This is a genomic window from Hymenobacter sp. B81, assembly GCF_044628455.1.
GTDB lineage: Bacteria > Bacteroidota > Bacteroidia > Cytophagales > Hymenobacteraceae > Solirubrum.
Genome location: NZ_JBIYZW010000001.1, coordinates 2439259 through 2462168 on the forward strand (window position 1 = coordinate 2439259; position 22910 = coordinate 2462168).

Annotated in this window: 18 protein-coding genes and 1 other RNA gene; 13 read left to right on the top strand and 6 right to left on the bottom strand. The window is 63.2% G+C overall.

From position 1 onward, the window contains the following. Window positions 1-222: 222 nt before the first annotated feature. The 3 genes from ACE191_RS10685 (at window position 223) to rnk (ending at window position 2472) form a co-directional block, all read left to right on the top strand. Window positions 223-366, top strand: a complete 144-nt coding sequence (locus ACE191_RS10685; protein WP_400192191.1) for a hypothetical protein — start codon at window positions 223-225, stop codon at window positions 364-366. Window positions 367-505: 139 nt separating this feature from the next. Next, window positions 506-2068: an FMN-binding glutamate synthase family protein gene (locus ACE191_RS10690; RefSeq protein WP_400192192.1), complete on the top strand. Its 1563-nt coding sequence runs from the start codon at window positions 506-508 to the stop codon at window positions 2066-2068. Further along, window positions 2065-2472 (top strand): nucleoside diphosphate kinase regulator, encoded by a 408-nt coding sequence (gene rnk, locus ACE191_RS10695; protein WP_400192193.1) that lies wholly within the window; start codon window positions 2065-2067, stop codon window positions 2470-2472. Before ACE191_RS10690 ends, rnk begins: the two co-directional genes overlap by 4 nt. A 54-nt stretch (window positions 2473-2526) precedes the next feature. On the opposite strand, the gene ACE191_RS10700 is transcribed toward rnk, so the two are convergent. Together ACE191_RS10700 and radC are read right to left on the bottom strand one after the other, a co-directional pair. Then, window positions 2527-3150, bottom strand: coding sequence for a DUF1684 domain-containing protein (locus ACE191_RS10700; protein WP_400192194.1), 624 nt, complete (start codon window positions 3148-3150; stop codon window positions 2527-2529). Window positions 3151-3544: 394 nt separating this feature from the next. Continuing rightward, a complete protein-coding gene (gene radC / locus ACE191_RS10705) occupies window positions 3545-4288 on the bottom strand; it encodes a DNA repair protein RadC (RefSeq protein WP_400192195.1) in 744 nt (247 codons plus the stop codon). A 248-nt stretch (window positions 4289-4536) separates the two neighbouring features. On the opposite strand from radC, the gene ACE191_RS10710 reads away from it, so the two are divergent. The 5 genes from ACE191_RS10710 (at window position 4537) to ACE191_RS10730 (ending at window position 8935) form a co-directional block, all read left to right on the top strand. After that, window positions 4537-5784, top strand: coding sequence for a metallophosphoesterase (locus tag ACE191_RS10710; protein WP_400192196.1), 1248 nt, complete (start codon window positions 4537-4539; stop codon window positions 5782-5784). Between the two features lie 155 nt (window positions 5785-5939). Continuing rightward, on the top strand, window positions 5940-6638 hold the full coding sequence (locus ACE191_RS10715; RefSeq protein ID WP_400192197.1) for a hypothetical protein: 699 nt from the start codon (window positions 5940-5942) through the stop codon (window positions 6636-6638). 131 nt (window positions 6639-6769) lie between these two features. Continuing rightward, window positions 6770-7543, top strand: coding sequence for a carboxypeptidase-like regulatory domain-containing protein (locus ACE191_RS10720; RefSeq protein ID WP_400192198.1), 774 nt, complete (start codon window positions 6770-6772; stop codon window positions 7541-7543). Between the two features lie 57 nt (window positions 7544-7600). Further along, complete coding sequence (gene uvsE / locus ACE191_RS10725; RefSeq protein WP_400192199.1) at window positions 7601-8536, top strand: UV DNA damage repair endonuclease UvsE; 936 nt, start codon at window positions 7601-7603, stop codon at window positions 8534-8536. Between the two features lie 24 nt (window positions 8537-8560). Further along, on the top strand, window positions 8561-8935 hold the full coding sequence (locus tag ACE191_RS10730; RefSeq protein ID WP_400192200.1) for a hypothetical protein: 375 nt from the start codon (window positions 8561-8563) through the stop codon (window positions 8933-8935). Window positions 8936-9019: 84 nt separating this feature from the next. On the opposite strand, the gene ACE191_RS10735 is transcribed toward ACE191_RS10730, so the two are convergent. After that, complete coding sequence (locus ACE191_RS10735; RefSeq protein WP_400192201.1) at window positions 9020-10330, bottom strand: cystathionine gamma-synthase family protein; 1311 nt, start codon at window positions 10328-10330, stop codon at window positions 9020-9022. A 120-nt stretch (window positions 10331-10450) separates the two neighbouring features. Continuing rightward, a complete protein-coding gene (locus ACE191_RS10740) occupies window positions 10451-12421 on the bottom strand; it encodes a DNA polymerase III subunit gamma/tau (RefSeq protein ID WP_400192202.1) in 1971 nt (656 codons plus the stop codon). Between the two features lie 298 nt (window positions 12422-12719). Here ACE191_RS10740 and ACE191_RS10745 point away from each other — a divergent pair, with 298 nt between their 5' ends. Next, entirely contained in the window at window positions 12720-14894 is a 2175-nt protein-coding gene (locus ACE191_RS10745) for a prolyl oligopeptidase family serine peptidase (RefSeq protein WP_400192203.1), read from the top strand. 334 nt (window positions 14895-15228) lie between these two features. Continuing rightward, window positions 15229-15600: a transfer-messenger RNA gene (gene ssrA, locus ACE191_RS10750) on the top strand. Between the two features lie 90 nt (window positions 15601-15690). Here ssrA and ACE191_RS10755 read toward each other — a convergent pair. Continuing rightward, entirely contained in the window at window positions 15691-16725 is a 1035-nt protein-coding gene (locus tag ACE191_RS10755) for a LacI family DNA-binding transcriptional regulator (protein WP_400192204.1), read from the bottom strand. Between the two features lie 381 nt (window positions 16726-17106). On the opposite strand from ACE191_RS10755, the gene ACE191_RS10760 reads away from it, so the two are divergent. The 3 genes from ACE191_RS10760 (at window position 17107) to ACE191_RS10770 (ending at window position 22399) form a co-directional block, all read left to right on the top strand. Then, window positions 17107-20076, top strand: a complete 2970-nt coding sequence (locus tag ACE191_RS10760) for a M16 family metallopeptidase (RefSeq protein ID WP_400192205.1) — start codon at window positions 17107-17109, stop codon at window positions 20074-20076. A gap of 337 nt (window positions 20077-20413) precedes the next feature. Then, on the top strand, window positions 20414-21679 hold the full coding sequence (gene icd, locus ACE191_RS10765; RefSeq protein WP_400192206.1) for an NADP-dependent isocitrate dehydrogenase: 1266 nt from the start codon (window positions 20414-20416) through the stop codon (window positions 21677-21679). A gap of 216 nt (window positions 21680-21895) precedes the next feature. Next, window positions 21896-22399 carry a hypothetical protein gene (locus ACE191_RS10770; RefSeq protein ID WP_400192207.1) on the top strand — a complete coding sequence of 168 codons (504 nt, stop codon included), beginning with the start codon at window positions 21896-21898 and terminating at the stop codon, window positions 22397-22399. 121 nt (window positions 22400-22520) lie between these two features. Here the strand turns inward: ACE191_RS10770 and ACE191_RS10775 are convergent, their stop codons facing one another. After that, window positions 22521-22868 (bottom strand): hypothetical protein, encoded by a 348-nt coding sequence (locus ACE191_RS10775; RefSeq protein ID WP_400192208.1) that lies wholly within the window; start codon window positions 22866-22868, stop codon window positions 22521-22523. Between the last annotated feature and the right edge of the window lie 42 nt (window positions 22869-22910).

Sequence of the window (22910 nt, forward strand, 5' to 3'; positions counted from 1 at the left end):
AGGAGGCGGTTGCCGGTTGTCAGTTGCCAGTCAGCAACGGGCGGAGCGGCAAAGATAGGCCCGTTGCCGACTATCAGGCGCGGCTGGCGCCCGGGCAGCCCCGCCAGCACCGGACCGGAATTGGTTGCGCCCCTGCCCGGCCGCACCAGCTGGCCCGGATATGGCGCCGGGAAGGTTGCCGCAGGATATGGCTACCTTTGCCCAAACCCGGAACTTCAGCCCGTGCAGCCCCTCAACAGGATATCTTCTTCCTTACCCCAGCCCACGACCGGCCTGGCGGCGGCTTCGCACCACGTCGCGCTCGACGACGTGCTGAACGGCTATTGCCTGAATTTCTACACGGCGCGCAAGGTCTTTAATACCTAGGCCGGGAGTTGTCGGTTTAGCACCGCAGCCCTGGCCTCGCCCCCCCGCCCTACCCGGCGCCCCGGCCATTGCACCGCCCAACGCGTGCAATGAGCCGGTGTACGCGTGCCGTTTTCGGTTCCCTTTTCCCTTTCCTCTTATGGCTATTACCCTGAGTGCCCGGCAAAGCGTTGCCGGGCTGCTGGCCTTTGCCTACCTGCTGGTGGCGGCCGGTGCCTTTGTTTATCCGCCGGCCCTGTGGGCGCTGCTGCTGGTGCTGCCCCTGCACCTGGCCTACTGGCACAACACCCGCCAGAAGCAGCACTCCATTCTGCGCAACTACCCGCTGCTGGGCAGCCTGCGCTATTTGTTTGAAAGCATCCGGCCCGAGTTGCGGCAGTACTTCTTCGAGTCCGACCTCGACGGGCAGCCCTTCAACCGCCGGCAGCGCTCCATTGTGTACCAGCGGGCCAAAAACGTGCGCCAGACCGTTCCCTTCGGCATGCTTGGCAACAGCCAGGCCGTGGGCTACGAGTGGATTGCCCACGCCATGTTTCCGCAGCCCCTGCTCGAAGCCGACCTGCGCGTGACCATCGGCGCCGGGCGCTGCCGCCAGCCCTACCGCGCCAGCATCTTCAACATCTCGGCCATGAGCTACGGCTCGTTGAGCAAGACGGCCATTGCGGCTCTCAGCGGCGGGGCCCGGCTGGGCGGCTTTGCCCACAACACCGGCGAGGGCGGGGTGAGCCCCTTCCACCTCGAGGGCGGCGGTGACCTGATCTGGCAGATCGGCACCGGCTACTTCGGCTGCCGCGACGAGCAGGGCCGCTTCAGTGAGACGCTGTTTGCCGAGCAGGTGGTGCATCCCAACATCAAGATGGTGGAGATAAAACTCTCCCAGGGCGCCAAGCCCGGCCACGGCGGCATCCTGCCGGCGGCCAAGAACACGCCCGAAATTGCGGCCATTCGTAAAGTGCCGGCGCACACCACCGTGGCCTCGCCGGCGGCCCACACGGCCTTTCACGACGCGCCCGGCCTGCTGCGGTTTGTGGAGCGGCTGCGCGAGCTGTCGGGCGGCAAGCCCGTGGGCTTCAAGCTCTGCGTGGGCAGCGCCCAGGAAATGGAGCAGCTGTGCCAGGCCATGCAAAGCAGCCAGATTTTCCCTGACTTCATCACCATCGACGGGGCCGAGGGTGGCACCGGTGCCGCCCCGCTGGAGTTTTCCGACAGCCTGGGCATGCCCCTCTACGACGCGCTGGCCCTAACCCAGAACCTGCTACGGCAGTATGGCCTGCGCCAGGAGCTGAAAGTGCTGGCCGCCGGCAAGATCATCACCGGCATCGACATCGTGAAGGCCCTGGCCCTGGGGGCCGATGCGTGTTACAGCGCCCGGGGCATGATGTTCGCCCTCGGCTGCATTCAGGCCCTGCAGTGCGACTCGGGCCACTGCCCGGTGGGCATTGCCACCCAGGAAAAGCGCCTCTACCAGGGCCTCGACGTGACTGACAAGCGCGCTCGGGTAGCCAATTTCCACCGCAACACCCTGCTGGCCACGCGCGAGCTGATGGAGGCCTGCGGGTTCCGCACCCTGCAGGATATCACCCCCGACCAGGTATTCCGCCGCATGGACTCGGGCAGCACCCTGAGCTTCCGCCAGATTTACCGGCTGCTGCCAGCCCACTCCCTTCCCCTCTCCCAGTCTTCTCTCCAGCTGCCGTCATGAACAACCCCATCTACCTCACCAAAACCGATTACGAGCGGCTGCGGACGCTGATTGAAACCGAGCGCCGCACCAACGGCCCCCATGACCTGGAGGCGCTGGGCCAGGAAATGAAGCGCGCCCTGGTGGTGGAGCCCGCGGCCGTGCCGCCCGACGTAGTAACCATGAACTCGGTGGTGCGGCTGCGGGACGTGAACGGCGCCGCGCCGCTGGAAATAACCGTGGTGTATCCCCGCGACGCCAACGTGGCCCAGCGCAAAATCTCGGTGCTGGCGCCGGTGGCCACGGCCGTGCTGGGCTGCCGCGTGGGCGACCAGATTGCCTGGGCGGTGCCCAAAGGCACGGTTACCTACCAGGTCGAGGCCATCGTGTACCAGCCCGAAGCGGCCGGCGACTGGAACCTCTAGGCCGCAGGCTGCCTCCCGGTTCCGGCGCTGGCCGGGGCCGGGCGGCGGCCGGGGCTAGTGCTCCTTCCAGGTTTTCTCGCCGGCCGTTACGTCAATGCTCAGGCGGTTTTCGGCCGGGGGCATGGGGCAGGCAAAGGCGTCTTCGTAGGCGCAGTAGGGGTTGTAGGCGCGGTTGAAGTCGAGCACGACTTCGCGGTCCTTGGCGCCGGGCATTTCCACGTCGAGGTAGCGGCCGCCGCCGTAGGAAGCAAAGCCGTTGGTTTTGTCGGTGAAGGGCACGAACAGGGTCGAGTCGGTCTTGCTCACGCGCCGCAGCAACGTGAGCTGCTGGGCCTGCCCCTGGTACTCGAACCGGGCACGGGCAAAGCGGGTGTACTGGTCGGCCTTGCCATCGGTGAGCGGCAGGCTGATGGTGTCGCCCGCGGGCAGGCGCTCGAGCTGGGCCGTAAGGCGCCAGGCGCGGTCGGGGGCGAAGTAGCGCAGGCTGTCGAACTTCTCGTGCAGCTCCTCGGAGAGGGGCGAGTCGGAGTGGCTGCGGAACTTCTCGTTTTTCTGCTTGCGCTCCTGCCGGAGCTTGAACACGTACTGGTCGTCGCTGAGCACCAAGTCGGAGAAGATATAGCCGAGCACCACGAGCAGGCCCAGGCCGAGCAGTAGTTTGGGAAGGGAAACTTTCATGCGCCGGCAAAGGTAGCGGCCCGGCGAGCTTGTCATTGCCAGCAAAGCGAAGCAACCGCAGGAAGGCGTAGCCAATCGGTTCTTGGAGGCAGAAGCCTCACGAGCCTGACCAGGCGAAAATCCGCTGTTATTGCGAGGAGGCACGACGCAGCAGTCGGTCCTTGTCGGAGGTAGAAGCCGAAAGGGCCTGACGAACCGCAAACTAACTGTCATTGCGAGCAACGCGAAGCAATCGGATCTTGTCCGTGGTAGAAGCCAAAAGAGCCTGACCAGCCGAAATAGTTATTGACTGGTCAGGCTCTTTCGGTCGTGCCGCGAGGGGAAAGATTGGCTACGCCTTCCTGCGGTTGCCACGCTTCGCTCGCAATGACAGGCTCGTGGGGCCTATCCTCTATCATAAAATACCCTCGTCGGCGAAGCTGTAGTAGCCCTGGTCGGTGTAGATGAGGTGGTCGAGCACCGGCAGGTCCAGAAACTGGCCGGCTTCCCGGAGCTTGCGGGTGAGGGCAATGTCGGCGGCCGAGGGCTGGCGGTTGCCGCTGGGGTGGTTGTGCACCAGAATCACCGACGAGGCCAGCTGCTCGAGGGCCAGCTTGAAAATCAGCTTGGGGTCGGCCACGGTGCCGGCCACGCCGCCGCTGCTGATGCTTTGCTTGCGCATCACCACGTTGGCGCGGTTAAGCAGAATCACCCAGAACTCCTCGTGGGGCAAATCCTGCAAATGCGGGCGCACCAGCTGGTAGATGTCGGTGGAGCAGGTGATGGTGGCGCGCGCGGCGGCGGCGGTTTCCCGGCGGCGGCGGCCCAGCTCCAGCGCCGCCACAATGGTTATGGCCTTGGCCTCACCAATGCCCTTGTGGCGCATCAGCTCCTTCACCGACAGCCGGGCCAGCTCGTTGAGGTCGTGGCCGGTGGCGGCCAGAATGAGCTTGGCCACGTCGACGGCGGAAAGGCGGGCCGTGCCCGAGCCGAGCAGGATGGCCAGCAGCTCGGCGTCGGTGAGGGCGGCGCGGCCCCGCGCCAGCAGCTTTTCGCGCGGGCGGTCTTCCTCGGCCCAGCTCTTGATGCTGAATGAGGCCGGCGCCTGGTAAGTCCCGGCCTGGGGGTCGTCTTCGGAAAGAATAGCCAACGGATTCATGGGGTGGTATTGGGTAACAGGTATTGAGCAAGGGGCCGCCGGCAGGCAAAATCGGGCGGAGCATGGGCTATCGGCCCCACTGCTGCTTTATTTCGCTAGTCAGTCTCAATATGTCACAACTCCGTGAAACTATTGTCGTGTTCGTCGCCAATGCCAAGTCCCGATAAAGTAAAACCTTTGTTGCTGCGTCAGCTTCTCAGAGCCCCGCGGCGAAACTCTGAGCCGCGGCGCTTGGTTTGCCTCCCGATATGTCCCGACTGTTTTCTTCGTTCTTTTTTCTCGGCCTGCTGCTGGTGGCCGAGTGGTATGGTTTCCAGGCCATTCGCACCCTCGTCCAGCATTATTCGCCCCTCACCCGCCGCATCAGCGCAGTGCTCTATTGGGTAGTTACGGTGGCCCTGTGGGGAGCCGGTATCTGGGCCATGAGCACCCGCCATATGGGTACCACGCCTTCCAAGGGCTACATCGGCGGGCTGCTGCTGGCGCTGGTGGTGGCCAAGCTGGTGGTGCTGCTGTTTCTGTTTCCCGAAGACCTGGTGCGCTCGGCGCGCTGGGTGGGCCGCCTGTTCACGGGCTCGGCGGGCACCTCGGCCACTGCCGGCGCCCCGCTCACGCGCAGCGAGTTTCTGAGCAAGCTGGCGCTGGTGGTAGCCGGCATTCCGCTGGTGGCCTTGATTTACGGCATGGTGCGCGGGGCCACCGACTACCGCGTCCGGCGCGTGACGCTGCGCTTTCCCAACCTGCCCGCCTCGTTCGACGGCTTCAAGCTGCTGCAGATTTCCGACCTGCACACCGGCTCGTTTCCCTCGAAGGAGCCCCTGCAGCGCGCCGTGCGCCTGATCAACGAGCAGCAGGCCGACCTGATTTTCATGACCGGCGACCTGGTCAACAACTACGCCCACGAGGTGGAGGAGCACATCGACACGCTGGCCCAGATCAAATCGGTGCTGCCCAAGTTCTCGGTGCTGGGCAACCACGACTACGCCGACTACGTGAGCTGGGAAAGTCGCGAGGCCAAGCAGGCCAACCTGCAGCGCATGATTCAGAACCACGCCAAAATCGGCTGGCAGCTGCTCATGGACGACAGCCACACCATTGAGCGCGGCGGCGAGAAGATTGCCGTGCTGGGCGTGCAGAACTGGAGCAACAACGGCCGCTTTCCCAAGTACGGCAACCTGGCCAAGGCCCACGCCGCTGCCGGCGACGCGCCCTTCAAGGTACTGCTCTCCCACGACCCCTCGCACTGGGAAGGCCAGGTGCTGGAGTACCCCGACATCGACCTCACCCTCAGCGGCCACACCCACGGCATGCAGTTCGGCGTGAACCTCGACTTCTTTAAGTGGAGCCCGGTGCAGTACGTCTACAAGCAGTGGGCCGGCCTCTACGAGCAGGGCAAGCAGTACCTGTACGTGAATACCGGCCTGGGCTTCATCGGCTACCCCGGCCGGGTGGGCTTCCTGCCCGAAATCACCGTGTTTGAGCTGAAACGCGCGTAATTTTCGGCTTGCTCTCATCTTTTGGAAAGCCCCGGCTGCGCGTCATCCGGGGCTTTTTGCGCGGCGGAAAACGAACGCGCGGCCGGGGCGTATAAGGCGAAATGCAAAGCTTTCGGGTTTTGTCTCATTCCGACTTCCACACCTCCCCTACTTCCATGAAAAAGATGTTTCTGCTGTTGTCGTGCGCTGCGGCCATGACCATGGCTTCCTGCTCGCAGGATAAAACCGCCGACACCACCGCTACCACTACCGAAACCTCGGCCGATGCCAGCGGCTCGGCCGCCATGGGTGGGTACTCCGACGCCGACTACAACCGCCGCGCCGACCGCATTGCCGCCGACGTGGCCGCCAACATGAAGCTCGACGAGGCCACCCGCACCAAGGTGCGCGACGTGTACTACAACCGCTCCAAGCGCCTGGGTGAGCTGCACAGCCAGTACACCACCGACACCACCGGCATGGCCGCCGCCATGCGCGAGGTGTACAGCGAAACCGATACGGAGATGAAATCCATCTTCACCGACCCGGCCCAGTACTCGGCCTACGAGTCGAGCCGCGACACCTACCTGGAAGACCGCTACATGGCCACCGACGCGAGCATGTCGGACGGCTCGTCCACCGTATCGGCCGATGCCAGCATGAGCGAGTCGGGCGACATGAGCACTTCGGCCTCGGGCAGCGCCATGGACGTGTCGAAGATGAAGGCCAAGGACGGCGAAGGCAACAAGATCAAGGTGAAAGGCGACGGCGACGTGAAAACCAAGGACGCCGCCGGCAACAAGTCCAAGCTCGACGCCGACGACGGCACCATGAAGGACAAGCCCGCCGACGGCGGCAAAACCAAGGTGCAATAGCATCCTGCCCGCATCTTTCTGGAAAAAAGCCCGCCCGTGCCACGGTGCGGGCTTTTTTTGGCTCATTCCCCCGATGCTTGGCTACTTTGCAGCGCCGGGCCGTGTTGTGCCTGCCGCTGATGCTTACCCGCTTGACTGACCTGCCCGCCCTACGTCGCCCCTGGTTTTGGCTGCTGCTGAGCGGCTTGCTGACGCTGCTGGCCGCCCGCCCCGCCCAGGCCCAGGTGCGCGTGTCGGGCTCGGTAACCGACAAGGCCACCCGCCAGGACATTCCCGGCGCCACCATCTGGAACATCAACACCCGCCGCGGCACCGTGGCCAACGAGCAGGGCGACTTTGCCGTGACCGTGCGCGCCACCGACACCCTGGAGTTTCGGGCCGTGGGCTACCGCAGCTACCGCCTGGTGCTGGGCAGCACCGGCCTCTCGCAGCTCATCGTGCAAATCAAGCTCGAGCGGGCCACCATTCAGCTGGGCGAGGTGCAGGTGCGCGAAGGCCGCCCCGACGACGCCACCATCAGCCGGGCCCTGCGCAACGTGAAGCGCCCCGCCCCGCCCGCCAACGCCGTGAAGCGCCCGCCCAAGCCCAAGCCGCTGTTCCCGGTCGACTCCACCGCCCCCAAGGCCCCGGTGCCCACCATTTCCAACCCCATCAGCCTGATCTACGACCAGTTTTCGCGCGAGGGGCAGCAACGGCGCAAGCTGGAGGAAATTGAGGCGCTCAAGCGCCTCGAGACCGAGCGGGCCAAGCGCCGGGCCTACAACCAGTTTTTCCGCGTCAACCGCGGCTACGAGGTGGAGGGCGACCTGACCCTGCCCATCACCGTGCCCCAGCAACTACCCAAACCGGCCGTGCCCAGGACGCCCGTGCAGCCGCCGGCGGGCACGCTGGCGCCCAAACCATAGCCGGGCGCGCCGGTTGAGGGCTAACCCGCGCGCCCTGCGCGGCGTAAGCCCCCTGATATGAGAATTGGGTATCCCTGCGTAAACGAGTCGCTCGACTGCACCACGGCCAGCACCTTTCGCCTGGCGTCGTATTCGGATGAGCGCGTGGAAAAAGCCGTGGCCGGCAACCTGGCCTGCCTGCGCCGCATTCTGGAGTACAACGTGCAGCACAACCTGCGCTTTTTCCGCATTGGCTCGGGCATCGTGCCCTTCGGCTCGCACCCCGTCAACACCTTTCCCTGGCAAACCCACTTCGCCGCCGAGTTCCGGGCCCTGGGCGACTACATCCGGGCCGAAAACCTGCGCGTGTCGTTTCACCCCGACCAGTTCGTGGTGCTCAACTCGCCCGACGCGGGCATCGTGCAGCGCAGCATTCAGGAGCTGGTGTACCAGGGCTCCATGCTCGATTTGATGGGCCTCGACTCCACGGCCAAGCTGCAGATTCACGCCGGCGGCCTCTACGGCGACCGGGAAGGGGCCCTGAAGCGCTGGATTGCCACCTACCACACCCTGCCCGAAGCCGTGAAGGCACGGCTGGTGGTCGAAAACGACGACCGGCTGTACTCGCTGCAGGACTGCCTGCGCCTGCACGAGGCCGTGGGCGTACCGGTGCTGTTCGACAACTTCCACCACGAATGCCTGAACAACGGGGAGCCCATGCCCCTGGCCCTGCGCACGGCCGCCGCCACCTGGCACCCCGAGCGCGACGGTCCGCTGATGATTGACTACAGCTCGCAGGCCCCGGGCGAGCGGCGCGGCAAGCACGTGGCCAGCATGGAGGAAGCCTTGTTTCGCCGCTTTCTGGAGGATCTGCGCGGCCTCGACGCCGACATCATGCTCGAAATCAAAGACAAGGAGGCCAGCGCCCACCGCGCCTGCCTCATCATGCAGGAAGTGGGCATGCTGGTAGCGGCCGCCCAATCTGCTTCGCTGGGCAGCCCGGCCGTTTCCTGATATTTTTTCCCACCTCCCGATTCTATGCAACCATCCTCCCCCGCCGATCAGGCCAACATCGACCTGCTGGCCAACACCATTCACGCCCTGCAGAACGGGCTGACCTCGCTGCCCCTGAGCGCGGCCATGGACACCACCGAAGCCTGGCAGCAGCAGTTTCTGCTCAGCGGCCAGCCCGAGCTGCAGAACATTGCCCGCGAAATTGGCAACCTCCAGTCCCTGCTCACCAGCGGCGTGCTCGACGGTCCCATCATTGGCCGCTCGCTGAGCATGCTGGGCGCCCAGACCAGTGAGCTGATGAAAACCGCCCCTGAGGAGCGTAAGCTGGGCCTCAACCAGCTCAGCACCCTGCTGCTACGCCTCGGCGGCGAGCTGGAAGCCGATAACAACGGCCGCTAGCTTCCTGCCCGATCCTCAAACAAAACGCGGCCCCGCCTGAATACCAGGCGGGGCCGCGTAGTTGTAGGTGCGTAGCCGCGGGGCTTAAGCCAGCTGCGTGGCGGCGGGCCGGGTGGCTGCTGCCAGGGCGCATTCGAAGGCCTGCTCCAGGTCGGCAATGAGGTCCTGGGGGTCTTCCACGCCGATGCTCAGGCGCACCATGCTCTCGGTGATGCCCATCTCGCGCTGGGTGGCCGGCTCGATGTCGGAGTGCGTCATGGTGGCGGGGTGCTCGGCCAGGCTTTCGGTGCCGCCCAAACTCACGGCCAGCTTGATGAGCTGCAGGCTGTTGAGGAAGCGGAAAGCCTCGGCCTCGCCACCCTCGATGTCGAAGGAAATCATGGAGCCGGCCGAGAGGCACTGCTGCTCGAAGATGGCCTGCTGGGCGGGGTCGTTTTCGAGGTGGCCCAGGTAGTAGGTGCGCGTCACCTGCGGGTGCGCGCGCAGCCAGTCGGCAATGACGCGGGCGCTCTGGGCGGCGCGCTCCATGCGCAGCTTCAGGGTTTCGAGGCTGCGCATGAGCATCCAGCCGGTGTTGGGGTCGCACATGGTGCCCATGAAGGTGCGCATGGCCCGCACTTCCTTCATGATGGCCTTGCTGCCCAGCACGGCCCCAGCAATCAGGTCGGAGTGGCCGCCCAGAAACTTGGTAGCCGAGTAAATCACTAGGTCGGCGCCGTGGCGCAGCGGGTGCTGAAACACGGGCCCCAGGAAGGTGTTGTCGACCACCACGCGGCAGGGCCGCTCGGTGCTGCCCCCGCGGCGGGCGGCGGCGGCGCAGGCTTGCAGGTCGAACAAACGGTTGGTGGGGTTGGCGGGCGTTTCCACGAAGAGCACGGCCAGCTTTTCGCCCAGGGCGGCGGCGCGCTCCTGCAGCTGCTCGGGCGTGGTGTGCAGGTCGAAGCCCTCGGCCGTGATGCCGAAGCGCGGCAGCACCTGCTTGAGGAAAAAGTCGGAGCCGCCGTACACGGGCTCGGAGTGCAGCACCACGTCGCCGGGCTTGAGCAACGCCAGCAGCGAGGTGCTGATGGCGGCCATGCCGCTGGCAAACGAAGCCGCATCCTCGGCCCCGTCCCAGAGCGTGAGGCGGTCTTCCAGGATTTCCAGCGAAGGGTTGTTGAGGCGGCTGTAGATCAGGCCCATTTCCTCCTCGGGGGCGGGCTGGCGCAGGCCGTAGGCCAGCTCGAAAAAGGCCTTGCCCTCTTCGGCGTTCTTAAAAACGAAGGTCGAGGTCTGGAAAATCGGGCACTTGATGGCGCCTTCGCTCCACTCGGGGCGGAAGCCGTAGCTCATCATCAGGCTTTCCGGCCGCAGGGTTCGGCCGTTGAGCTCGGCCTGTTCGCGCAGTTGTTTCATGGGGGGAAATGGGGAGGGTGGAGCGACGAAGGTAGGATTTTGCCCCAGGGCGGGCACGAAAAAGCCCGCTGGCGGCGTGGCCAGCGGGCTTGCGGTTGCAGCTTGTAGCGTCGGGTGGGCCTAGAAATCGGTGTCGAGGCCCAGGCGCTGCTTCATCTCGTTCAGCACCGGGTACTTATTGGCCAGGAAGGCAAACTTGTCGGTGGAGGTGTAGAGGCGCTTGACCGTGGGCGCCGACTCCACCACCTCGGCCTGAATGCGCAGGCTGCGGTAGCCGGTGCGGCGGCGCAGCTCCAGCAGCAGCTCGGGCCGGAAGTTGTTGAACTGATCCATCTGCACGCCGTTGTCGAGCTGCAGCAGGATGATGTGCTGCTCGTCGGCGCGCACGGGGCGGTCGAGCACCAGGTACTCGCTCATGCTGTGCGCCTTGCGCTCCTCGGCAATTTCGCGCCACACCCGCTGCAGCGTGGCCTCGTCGATGGGGCCGCCCACCGGGCCGGTTACTTCTTCCTCGACCACGGCTGTGCTCACCTCCTGGCGCACCGCCGCCTGCGCCTTCATGGCCTGCAGGTTCATCTTCGGAATGGCAATGGGCTTGGGCGCCGGGCGCGCGGCACCCGGAATGGAGGCATCAGCCACCAAGGCGGGGGCGCCGGGCTCGTGACCGGCCACGCTGGGCCGGCCGGACGCCACGTGCGGCAGCGTATCCACCAGCTGGGCGCGGGTCGAAGGGCGCTCCTCCGCTTCGGTTTCGATGCTGGGCGTGGGGTGCAGCTCGGCCACCCCGCTCTGCACCGGCACGATGGGCTCGGGCGCGGCCGGCGCGTGGGCCAGGGGCTGACCGTTGACGCTGTTGCCGGACGCCGCCGCGCCGCCGTTGAGCGGCCGGGCAGTTGGAGCGGCGGTGGGCGCGGGAGCCTCGGCCGTTACGGCACTAGTTTTTTTTTTAGCCTCGCCGTTGTCGGCCGAGGCTACCAGGTCCTGCGTCAGCTGCACGGCCTGGCGCAGGTAGGCCAGCTTCATGAGCACCAGCTCCACGTGCAGGCGCTGGTTTTTGGCCGCCTTAAAGTCCCGGTCGCACTGGCTCAGCAGGTTCAGGCCGGTTACCAGAAAGCTCAGCGGTGCCCGCCGGGCCTGGTCGGCGTAGCGCTGGCGCAGGTTTTCCGACACTTCCAGCAGCTGCACGGTTTGCGGGTCCTTGCTCACCAGCAGGCCGCGCAGGTGTTCGGCGGCGCCCACCACGAACTGGTGCAGGTCGAAGCCGTTCTGCACCACCTCGTCGAGCAGCAGCAGCGTGGCCGACAGGTTCTGGGTCAGGCAGGCTTCGGTGAGGCGGAAGTAGTACTCGTAGTCGAGCACATGCAGGTTTTGCACCACCGCGCGGTAGCTCAGCTGCTGGCCCGAGAAGGTCACCATCTGGTCGAAGATGCTCAGCGCGTCGCGCAGGCCGCCGTCGGCTTTCTGGGCAATCAGGTGCAGGGCATCTTCCTCGGCCGTCACCTGCTCCTTGCCGGCAATGTAGCCCAGGTGCCCCACGATGTCGTCGAGCTTGATGCGGTTGAAGTCGAAGATCTGGCAGCGCGACAGAATCGTGGGAATGATCTTGTGGCGCTCGGTGGTGGCCAGGATGAAGATGGCGTAGCCCGGCGGCTCTTCCAGCGTCTTCAGAAAGGCATTGAAGGCCGCGTTGGAGAGCATGTGCACCTCGTCGATGATGTACACCTTGTAGCGGCCGGCCTGCGGGGCGTAGCGCACCTGCTCCACCAGGCTGCGGATGTCCTCCACCGAGTTGTTGGAGGCCGCATCGAGCTCGTGCACGTTGAACGAGGCGCTCTGGTTGAAGGCGCGGCAGGAGTCGCACTGGTCGCAGGCCTCGGCCTCGGGCGTGAGGTTGGTGCAGTTAATGGTCTTGGCCAGGATGCGGGCGCAGGTGGTTTTGCCTACTCCGCGCGGCCCGCAGAACAGAAACGCCTGGGCCAGGTGGCCGGTCACGATGGCGTTTTGCAGCGTGGTGGTGACGTGCTGCTGCCCTACCACACTGCGGAACGTGGCGGGACGATACTTACGGGCCGAAACGACGAAATTTTCCATGCTCACTCCCGGCAAAGATACCCCGAAAAGGCGGGCTTTTGAAACCTGATTCGGGGCGGTTTAGCTCCCCCAGGGCCGGCCCGTACGGCTTTGCTCCGGTCCCAGCGGCCCGGCAACGACGGCGGAATCGGCCGAGCATAACATCCGCCCCTGCCAATAATCCGGGCATAGCTCCAGCGCCCAGGCCTACTGATTATCACATCATTGTGCGATTGTACCACAACCCGGCATTGGTGTCATTGGCTTTCGTTTTCGCTGTCCGCTCCCACTCCTGCCAACCAAACACCTTTCGATTCGCATGAAGCCAACCCTACTCCTGGCCGCCCTGCTGGCCGCCGCTCCCTGCCTGGCCCAGCCAGGGCCGCCCGCGGCCCCCGCAGTAGCCGCCACCGATACCTACTTCGGGGTGCCGGTAACCGACCCCTACCGCAACCTCGAAAACCTCGACGATGCGGCCGTGCAAAGCTGGATGAAGGCCCAGAGCGAGTACGCCCGCCGTACGCTCGATGCCATTCCGGGCCGCTCGGCGCTGATTGAGCGGATGAAGGACTTCGACTCGCGCAAAGCCGCCCGCGTGAGCGAGCTGCGCGTGACCGACAACGACCTGTACTTCTACTTCAAGTCGCGCCCCCAGGACCAGCAGCCCAAGCTGTACTGCCGCGACGGCTACCAAGGCCGGGAAGTACTGCTGTTCGACCCCGAAAACCACGAAACGGGCAAAGTTTTCAACATCACCGGCTTTTCGCCCACCAACGACGGCTCCAAGGTGTCGTTTGGGCTGACCGAGAAAGGGGCCGAGCTGGGCCGCACGCTCATCTTGGACGTGAACACCCGTAAGCTCTACCCCGAGCAGCTGCTGCTCACGCGCGGCGGCGGCGAGTGGCTGCCCGACAACCAGACGCTGGCCTACCTGCCCTACAACAACGGCGACCTGAAAGACATGGCCGCCCGGCAAAACACCCAGTGCCGCCTGCACCGCGTGGGCACGCCCGTAGCCCAGGACCAGCCGGTATTTTCCAGCCAGCTCTACCCCAAGCTCGGCATTCGCTCTTCCGATTACCCCTACGTCGGTATCGACCGCGACACCAAGCTGGCCTACGGCTTCTTGTACTCGGTCGACCGTTACCTGCACGGCTACTACGCCCCGGCCGCGGCCCTGACCAAGCCCAACGTGCCCTGGCAGCCCCTGTTCCGGCCCGCCGACGAAGTCACCAACTTCGTGACCGACGAGCAGTACATCTACTTCGTGACGGCCAAGAACACCCCGCGCCAGAAGCTGATGCGCATGCCCGCCGCCCAACCCAACGTGGCCGCGGCGGAGGTACTGGTACCCGAAAGCCCCGACGAGGCCATCAAAGACGAGCAGCTCAAGACCACCAAAGACGGGCTATACTTTGTGCGCGTCAGGAACGGCGTGCAGGCCAAGCTCTACTTCCTGCCCCGCAACTCCAGATCGGTGCAGGAGCTGAAGCTGCCGCAGCCCGCCGGCCTCATCGAACTGGTTACCAAAAACGCGCAGTCGCCGGATTTGTGGGCCACGCTGGGCGGCTGGACCACCGACCGGCAGCGGTACCGCTACACGGCCGCCACGGGCAGGTTCACCTCCGAGCCGCTGTCATCGGAGGTGCAGTACCCGGAATTTGCGAATCTGGTGGTGGAGGAAATCACGGTACCATCGCACGATGGCGTGCCGGTGCCGCTCTCCCTCGTGTACCGGAAAGGCACGCCCCGCAACGGCACCGCGCCGACGCTGATGGTGGGCTACGGCGCCTATTCCAAGTCTACCGGGCCGTTCTTCTACCCGCCTTACCTGCTCTGGACGCAGCAGGGCGGAGTGCTGGCGGTGCCCCACGTGCGCGGCGGCGGCGAGCTGGGCGAAGAATGGCACAAAGCCGGGCAAAAAACCACCAAGCCCAACACCTGGAAAGACCTCATTGCCGCGGCCCAGTACCTGGTGCAGAACCAGTATACCAGCCCGGGCAAGATTGCCATCAACGGCGGTAGTGCCGGCGGCATTCTCGTGGGCCGCGCCATGACGGAGCGCCCCGACCTGTTTGCCGTGGCCATTCCGGAAGTAGGCATCATGAACGCCGTGCGCATGGAAAATTCGCCTAACGGCCCCGTCAACGTGCCCGAGTTCGGCACTGTGCAGAAGGAGGACGAGTGCAAGGCACTGCTGGAAATGGACGCCTACCACCATCTGCAAAAAGGCGCTAAGTACCCCGCTACGCTCGTTACGGCCGGTTTCAACGACCCGCGCGTCATTGCCTGGCAGCCCGCCAAGTTTGCCGCCCGGCTGCAGGCCAGCACCGCCTCCGACAAGCCGGTGCTTTTCTTCACCGATTACGAAGCCGGTCACGGCATCGGCGACTCCAAGCTGAAGCAGTTTGAAACGATGGCCGATCTGCTGGCTTTCGGCCTGTGGCACACCGGGGTGCCCACGTTTCAGCCCAAGGTCACCGCGCTGAAATAAGCAGCCGGGCGGCATTTCGGGGCATGGCCTGGAATGGTCGCGCAGTGGCCCGGCCACTGCGCGACCATTCTTTATGTTTGTAGCTGCAGTTTCCGCCCCCAGGTCGCAGAACGGTTTCGGGACGGCTCAGGCGGAACATTCGCCCGGCGGTTCGCGTTATGTCCCCGATGTGCGTACCTTCGCACTCCGCCTTTCGGGGCGACTCGTTCTTTACCATTTGGGGCTGACCGGAATTGACAGCTCGTGCAAGCNATTCGCCCGGCGGTTCGCGTTATGTCCCCGATGTGCGTACCTTCGCACTCCGCCTTTCGGGGCGACTCGTTCTTTACCATTTGGGGCTGACCGGAATTGACAGCTCGTGCAAGCCGCGAGTAAGCGTGTCGAGAGTTGAATGAATCTCTCGCCAACAAATCATTCGACCAATAACTGGCGACTACTCGTACGCCATGGCTGCCTAGTCTAGGTACTAAGCACTAGCCATCATCCCGCATCCGTCTTCCTTTTCACGGGTGAGTTCGGGGTGTCGAAAGCATTAGGATAGTCTGGGGGGCGCTGCGACTCCCAGGCGAAACTTAAGCAGATAAGGGTAACCTATAGGCCTGATGTGCGCCTCGGTTACTTCGAACAAAGCAAGCATAGCTACACACGTAGAAAGCTCGTCGTCTTCCTTGTCTGGACCAGGGTTCGACTCCCTGCAGCTCCACTCCAAACCCTCTTCGCAGTCCGCGGAGAGGGTTTTTTGTTTTAGCAAAATCCTGCCGGTGAAAGCACCCGCGCATCCGCACGGCTGGCCTCTTTACTTGCGCCGCGACGAGTCGCGAATGAGCAGGCGGGGCTTGAGCACTACGGGGCGCGGCGCGCCGTCCGCGCTGTCGGCGGCCAGCATTTTCACCAGCTGCTGCACGGCCGTGCGGCCCATGTCGTGGCTGCCCTGGTCCACCGAGCTGATGGTGGGCTCGGTGAGGGCGGTAAAGGCCTCGTTGCTGAAGCCCACCAGGGCCATGTCCTGCGGAATGCGCAGCCCGTGGGCCTTGAGCGTCTGCATGGCGCCCACCGCGGCCAGGTCGTTCGACGAAAACACGGCGTCGGGCGGCTGCGCTAAACCCAGCAGGTGCTCCATGCCGCGGGCCCCGGTGGCCAGCTGCAAATCGTCGATGTACACCAGCTCCTCCACGAACTCCAGGCCGTGGTCGCGCAGCGCGTCCATGTAGCCCTGGTGGCGGTTTTTGTGAATGTTCAGGTGCAGCGGCCCGGTGAAGTGGGCAATGCGCCGGCAGCCCTGCTCGATGAGGTGCGACACGGCCGCGTAGGCGCCGGCGTGGTCGTCGAGCACCACGGCGCTGATGTGGTGGCCTTCCATGCCCTCCACGATGCGGTCGAAGAACACCAGCGGCACGTCGAGCTGGCTCACGGCGTCGAAGTGGCCGAAGTCCTGGGTGGTGCTGGCCAGCGACACCAGGATGCCCTCGACCTGGGCGTTCATCAGCAGCTCGATGTTGCGGCGCTCCTGCAGCGCGTCCTCATTCGACTGGCAGATCATCACGTTGTAGCCGGCCTTGCTGGCCTCGATGGCAATGCCGTTGACGACCTCGGGAAAGAAGTGGCCGGTGATGTGGGGCACCAGCACGCCCAGGGTGTTGCTGCGGCCCTTGCGCAGCGCCGCGGCCAGCTGGTTGGGCTGGTAGTGCAGCTCGGCGGCCATTTGCCGCACCCGCTGCTTGGTGGCCTCGCTCACCTCGGGGTGGTCGGCCAGGGCGCGTGAAACCGTGGATGCCGACAGCCCCAGGGCCTTGGCCAAATCGGTCAGGGAAGTACGCCGGGGAGTTTTCATACGCTAAAGAGGCGGAGCATGCGGCTGCTCCTTTACCGGCCAAAGCTACGCAAGCGCGGCCAGCCGCCCGCACAATCAGCCCGCCCGGCGTTGCCGGGGCTGAGCAGCGCAGTCCGGCCCCGGGGTTGCTCCCGCCCCTTATCCCCGCGCGGCCGCGCCGGCTCCCGTTTGCACTTTGTCCATAATCCGCCTATATCGTGGGTATATCCAGTGTATATCCTGCCTATATTCCTGGTATATCCCCCGGCCTCAGGAGCGGGCCGGCGCGTTTTAGCACGAAACCCATACCGCCCCGGCGGCCCGCCCTACCTGGCGCGCATCCTTTCAGCCGGGCCGGTATCTTTGAACGGTTCCCGTTCCGCTTTCCAACTAACTCCCGCCGTGAAAAAGCCCCTGCTGCTTTTGCTGCCTGCCGTCGTTGCCCTGGGCTTCACGCAGTGCCAGTCGAGCAAACCCGCTGCCACCGCTACCGCGCCCGCTGCTACGGCGGCGCCCGAAGCGCCCAAGCCCAAGGACTACCGCTACACCACCGTCGAAGGCGACCCGCTGAAAACGCGCATCTACACCCTCGACAACGGCCTGACGGTGTACCTCTCCGACTACGACGACGCCCCGCGCATCCAGACCTACGTGGCCGTGCGCGCCGGCTCCAAAAACGACCCGCACGACGCCACCGGCCTGGCCCACTACCTCGAGCACATGGTGTTCAAGGGCACCTCCAAGCTCGGCGCCCAGGACGTTGCCGCCGAGCGGGCCGAGTTGAATAAGATTGAGGCCCTCTACGAGCAGTACCGCGGCACCCGCGACGCGGCCCTGCGCAAGAAGCTCTACCACCAGATCGACTCGGTATCGGGCGTGGCTGCCAAATACGCCGTGGCCAACGAGTACGACAAGCTGATGGGCGCCATCGGGGCCAAGGGTTCCAACGCCTACACCTCGGTAGAGCAGACCGTGTACCAGGAAGACATTCCCTCCAACCGCGTGGAGCAGTGGGCTTCGGTGCAGGCCGAGCGCTTCGGCGAGCTGGTGCCGCGCCTGTTTCACACCGAGCTGGAAGCCGTGTACGAGGAGAAAAACCGCGGCCTCGATAACGACTTCAACAAGGAGTTTGAGGCCCTGAACCGCACCCTGTTCCCGAAGCACGAGTACGGCACCCAAACCACCATCGGCACCATCGAGCACCTGCAGAACCCGTCCATCACGGCCATCAAGCGGTATTTCGAGCAGTACTACGTACCCAACAACATGGCCGTGGCCATGAGCGGCGACCTGGACTACGACCAGACCATCCGCATCATCGACCAGTACTTCGGGCAGCTGAAAGCCCGCGAGGTACCCGGTTACACCCCCGCCCAGGAAGCGCCCCTGACCGCGCCCGTGGTGACCGAGGTGAAGGGCCCCAACGCCGAGAACGTGATGCTGGGCTTTCGCTTTCCCGGCAACGCCACCAAAGACGCGCTGGTGCTGCGCCTCATCGACAAGATTCTGACCAACGGCCAGGCCGGCCTCATCGACCTGAACCTAAACCAAAAGCAGGCCGTGCTCGAGGCTGCCTCCTTCACCGACCTCAACAACGACTACTCCACCCACGTGCTCTACGGCACGCCGCGCCAGGGCCAGAAGCTCGAGCAGGTGCGCGACCTGCTGCTGGCCCAGCTCGACAAGGTGAAGAAGGGCGACTTCCCCGACTGGCTGATTCCGGCCATCATCAACAACGAGCAGCTGCAGCGCACCAAGAGCTACGAAAGCAACGAGGCCCGCGCGGGTGCCTTCGTGGCCGCCTTTGTGGCGCGTCAGGACTGGAAAAACTACCTCCAGCAGTTCGACGACTTCGGCAAGCTCACCAAGCAGGAGGTAATGCGCGTGGCCCAGGAGTACTACGGCCCCGGCTACGCCCTCATTTACAAGCGCACCGGCAAAGACACCAGCACGCCCAAGGTCATCAAGCCCGCCATTACCCCGGTGCCCGTCAACCGCGACGCGGCCTCCAGCTACTACCAGCAGGTGGTGACCATGGCGGCGCCCGAGCTGCAGCCTGCCTTCCTCGACTTTCAGAGCGACATCCGCCAGACCGAAGTCAAGCCCGGCCTGCCCCTGCTCTACACCCAGAACAAGGAAAACGGCCTCTTCGACCTCTACTACGTGCTCGACATGGGCACCAACAACGACCCGCGCCTGGGCCTTGCCGCCAGCTACCTGCAGTACCTGGGCACCGGCAAGTACTCGGCCGCCCAGCTGCAGCAGGAGTTCTACAAGCTCGGCTGCTCGTTCAGCGTCAACAGCGGCACCGACCGCATCTTCGTGAGCCTCTCGGGCCTCGACAAAAACCTGGAGCCCGCCCTGCAATTGTTTGAGCAGCTGCTGCGCAACCCCACCCCCGACGCCCAGGCCCTGAAAGACATGGTGGCCGGCGAGCTGAAAAACCGCCAGGACGCCAAGCTCAACAAGAGCGTGATTCTGCAGCAGGCCATGGTCAACTACGTCAAGTACGGCCCCAAAAACCCCTTCACCCACCGCCTCAGCGAGAAACAGCTCAAGGCCCTCAAGCCCCAGGACCTGACGGCCCTCATCAAGCAGATTCCCAGCTACCAGCACCGCGTGCTCTACTACGGCCCGCGTGCCACCGAGGAGCTGGTTACTACCCTGCAAAACACCCACAAGACGCCCGCCAAGCTCACCCCCACTCCGGCGGCCAAGGAGTTCGACGAGCTGCCCCTGCAGGACCGCCGCGTGTACTGGGCCGACTACAACATGGTGCAGGCCGAAATCCTGTTCCTGACCAAGGGCGAGATCTACAACAAGGACATCGTGCCCACCGTGAGCCTCTACAACGAGTACTTCGGCGGCAACATGGGCTCTATCGTGTTCCAGGAGCTGCGCGAGTCCAAGGCCCTGGCTTACTCGGCCACTTCGCGCTACGCCAACGCCGACAAGGCCGGCCGCTCCAACTACCAGCTCAGCTACATCGGCACCCAGGCCGACAAGCTGCCCGAGGCCATGGCCGGCATGGATGCCCTGCTCAACGACATGCCCGCCGCCGAAGCCAACCTGCAGGTGGCCCGCCAGAGCATCCGCAACAGCATTGCCACCGAGCGCATCACCAAGAGCGACATCCTCTTCGCCTACGAGCGCGCCAAGCGCCTGGGCCTCGACTACGACCTGCGCCGCGACGTGTACGAGCAAACCGCCAACATGAGCCTCGACGATTTGCGCAAGTTCCAGGAAGCCAAAGTCAAAGGTCAGCCCCAGACCATCCTGGTCATCGGCTCCAAAGACCGCCTCAACTTCAAGGAGCTGGGCAAATACGGCCCCGTCAAGCAGCTCACCCTCAAAGAGCTGTTCGGCTACTAACGGCCCGTTCCGTTTCCTGAAGAAACAACCACGCCACAGCCGCCGGCCCCAGGGTCGGCGGCTGTGGCGCTTTCAAAGCAGGCAGTCTTGCTACTGGTGCGGCCTGTTTGGCCGTCATCCTTCGCAAAGCCGCCCACCAGCTCCTTCTTGGCTCCCCCTCTTTACCGGCGAGGATGCCGGAGGTGAGGCCCCATACGACATTTTTTCCAAACGCTTGTTTCCCCCCAATTTTAGTCGGTGCTTTGCACTCTGTTTCGAGTGCCCGGCCCACCCGTGTCCTCCATTCACTACCCCAAACACCCCTTAAACCCTCCGTCTTAACCGACCACGCTTTCATATGGCAGACCAGAAGATTACCATTAAGAACGGCAAGCTCAACGTTCCCGACCGCCCCACCATTCCGTTCATCGAAGGCGACGGCACCGGTCCCGATATCTGGGCCGCTTCCGTGCGCGTCTTCGACGCGGCCGTCGAAAAAGCCTACGGCGGTGCCCGTAAGATTGAGTGGAAAGAAGTGCTGGCTGGTGAAAAGTCGTTCAAGCAACTCAACAACTGGCTGCCCAACGAAACCCTCGATGCCTTCCGCGAATACCTCGTGGGCATCAAAGGCCCGCTGACCACCCCGGTGGGCGGCGGCATCCGCTCGCTCAACGTGGCCCTGCGCCAGGAGCTCGACCTCTACGCCTGCGTGCGCCCCGTGCGCTGGTTCGAGGGCGTGCCCTCCCCCGTGAAGCAGCCCGAGCTGACCGACATGGTCATCTTCCGCGAAAACACCGAGGACATCTACGCCGGCATCGAGTACATGAACGGCACCCCGCAGGCCCAGAAAATGCTGGAATTCCTGCAGGACGAGATGGGCGTGAAGAAAATCCGCTTCCCCGAGTCGTCCTCGTTCGGCATCAAGCCCGTGTCGAAGGAAGGTACCGAGCGCCTGGTGCGCGCCGCCATCAACTACGCCCTGGAAAACAAGCGCGAGTCGGTGACCATCGTGCACAAGGGCAACATCATGAAGTTCACCGAGGGCGCCTTCAAAACCTGGGGCTACGAGCTGGCCGAGAAGGAATTCGGCGACAAGGTGTTCACTTGGGCCCAGTTCGATAAGCTTGCCGCCAAGCACGGCCAGGATGCCGCCAACCTGCACATGAAGAACGAGCTGGCCTCGGGCAAAATCCTCATCAAGGACAGCATCGCCGACGCCTTCCTGCAGCAGATCCTGCTCCGCCCCGCCGACTACGACGTGGTAGCCACCCTGAACCTGAACGGCGACTACATCTCCGACGCGCTGGCCGCCATCGTGGGCGGTATCGGCATCGCGCCGGGCGCCAACATCAACTACCTCACCGGCCACGCCATTTTTGAGGCCACCCACGGCACCGCGCCCAAGTACGCCGGCCTCGACAAGGTGAACCCCGGCTCGGTTATCCTCTCCGGCGCCCTCATGCTCGAGCACATGGGCTGGCAGGAAGCCGCCGACCTCATCTACAAGGGCCTCGAAGCCTCTATCGGCGCCAAGCGCGTCACCTACGACTTCGAACGCCTGATGGACGGCGCCACCCTGCTGAAATGCTCGGAGTTCGGCGACGAAATCATCAAGAACATGTAGTAGGTTTGGCTTAGGCCAAAAACAAAACCCCGCGTTGGTGAAAGCCGACGCGGGGTTTTGTTTTATAAGCAGCGGTGAGAAATATCGCCCTGATCAAACCCGTCTGCTACTCCCTATACAGAACGTCATGCTGAGCTTGCCGAAGCATCTTTACCGATCTACCAAACGCAATAGTTTACAACACTGCTTCGACAAGCTAAACTGTACCAGGAATACATGAAAACTTACACCGAATTCTTATCCGACGAACAAATCAGTGTGCTAAGAATGCTGATTGGTCATAGTATTTACGAACTACATTCCTGGTCGCTAACAGTATTGGATGAGCATATGGAAACCCCCGTTGTTTCCATTCCATTCAATCGGCAGTGGATGAATATCTACTCCCATTGGCTTGAAACTCCTCTAGACCTAAATTACCACAAATTAGTTGTAGAGCTTTCTGAGCAGGCACTCTACCCAGAACGGCCCAGCTCAAGAATAAGGATAGACAAAGGCAGACGACCGAGAATAGAAAGCATTGAGGTCTTTTCCGTTGAAGACATCTGGGGAGAAGAATGCATTAAATACGACACTCATATTAAATTTAACTTATCAGGAGACTACTCCTTCTGCATATCGGTAATCGACAATGCAGCAGAATTGCTGAATGTATCTACCAACAAAGAATACATTAACACTTTAACCCAAGGGCATACATTAAGGCTTGTTCTCTTTTGAGAAAATTAAGCTCACAATTTCATTCAACGACTAATATGAACCTAGATAAAGTCACAAACATACCCTTTACGCGCAAAGCACACAGGTATAATACTTTGCCTGGGAAGAGAGCATTTTTTTATTAATCAACTTTTGATAATCGGTAATTATTTGTATTACAATCGTAAGCATAGAACAGATCAACGCCGCCAGAAGTGACGAAATCGATCTGCCTTCCCTTTCGCTTTACCCGAAGTCTAACAATGGTCACTTTCAATTGCCCTTGCTCTATATACGCTGGAATTACCCGATACATAGTAAGTGTCCCTTTAAGCTTGCTAAGGGCAAAGCCGGACACATAATTAATTGTCACCTTATTTATCTCACTGGGCAATGTAGCAGATAAGAAGTAATTATTCTCAAGATATATAGCCCCGTTGGCAATGTTCTCTTTCCGCATCAATTCGCTGAGTGCCTGCTCGTAAATCATAGCCCTTCCTTGTGGAGGATTGAGGAGAAGCAATATTGTGCA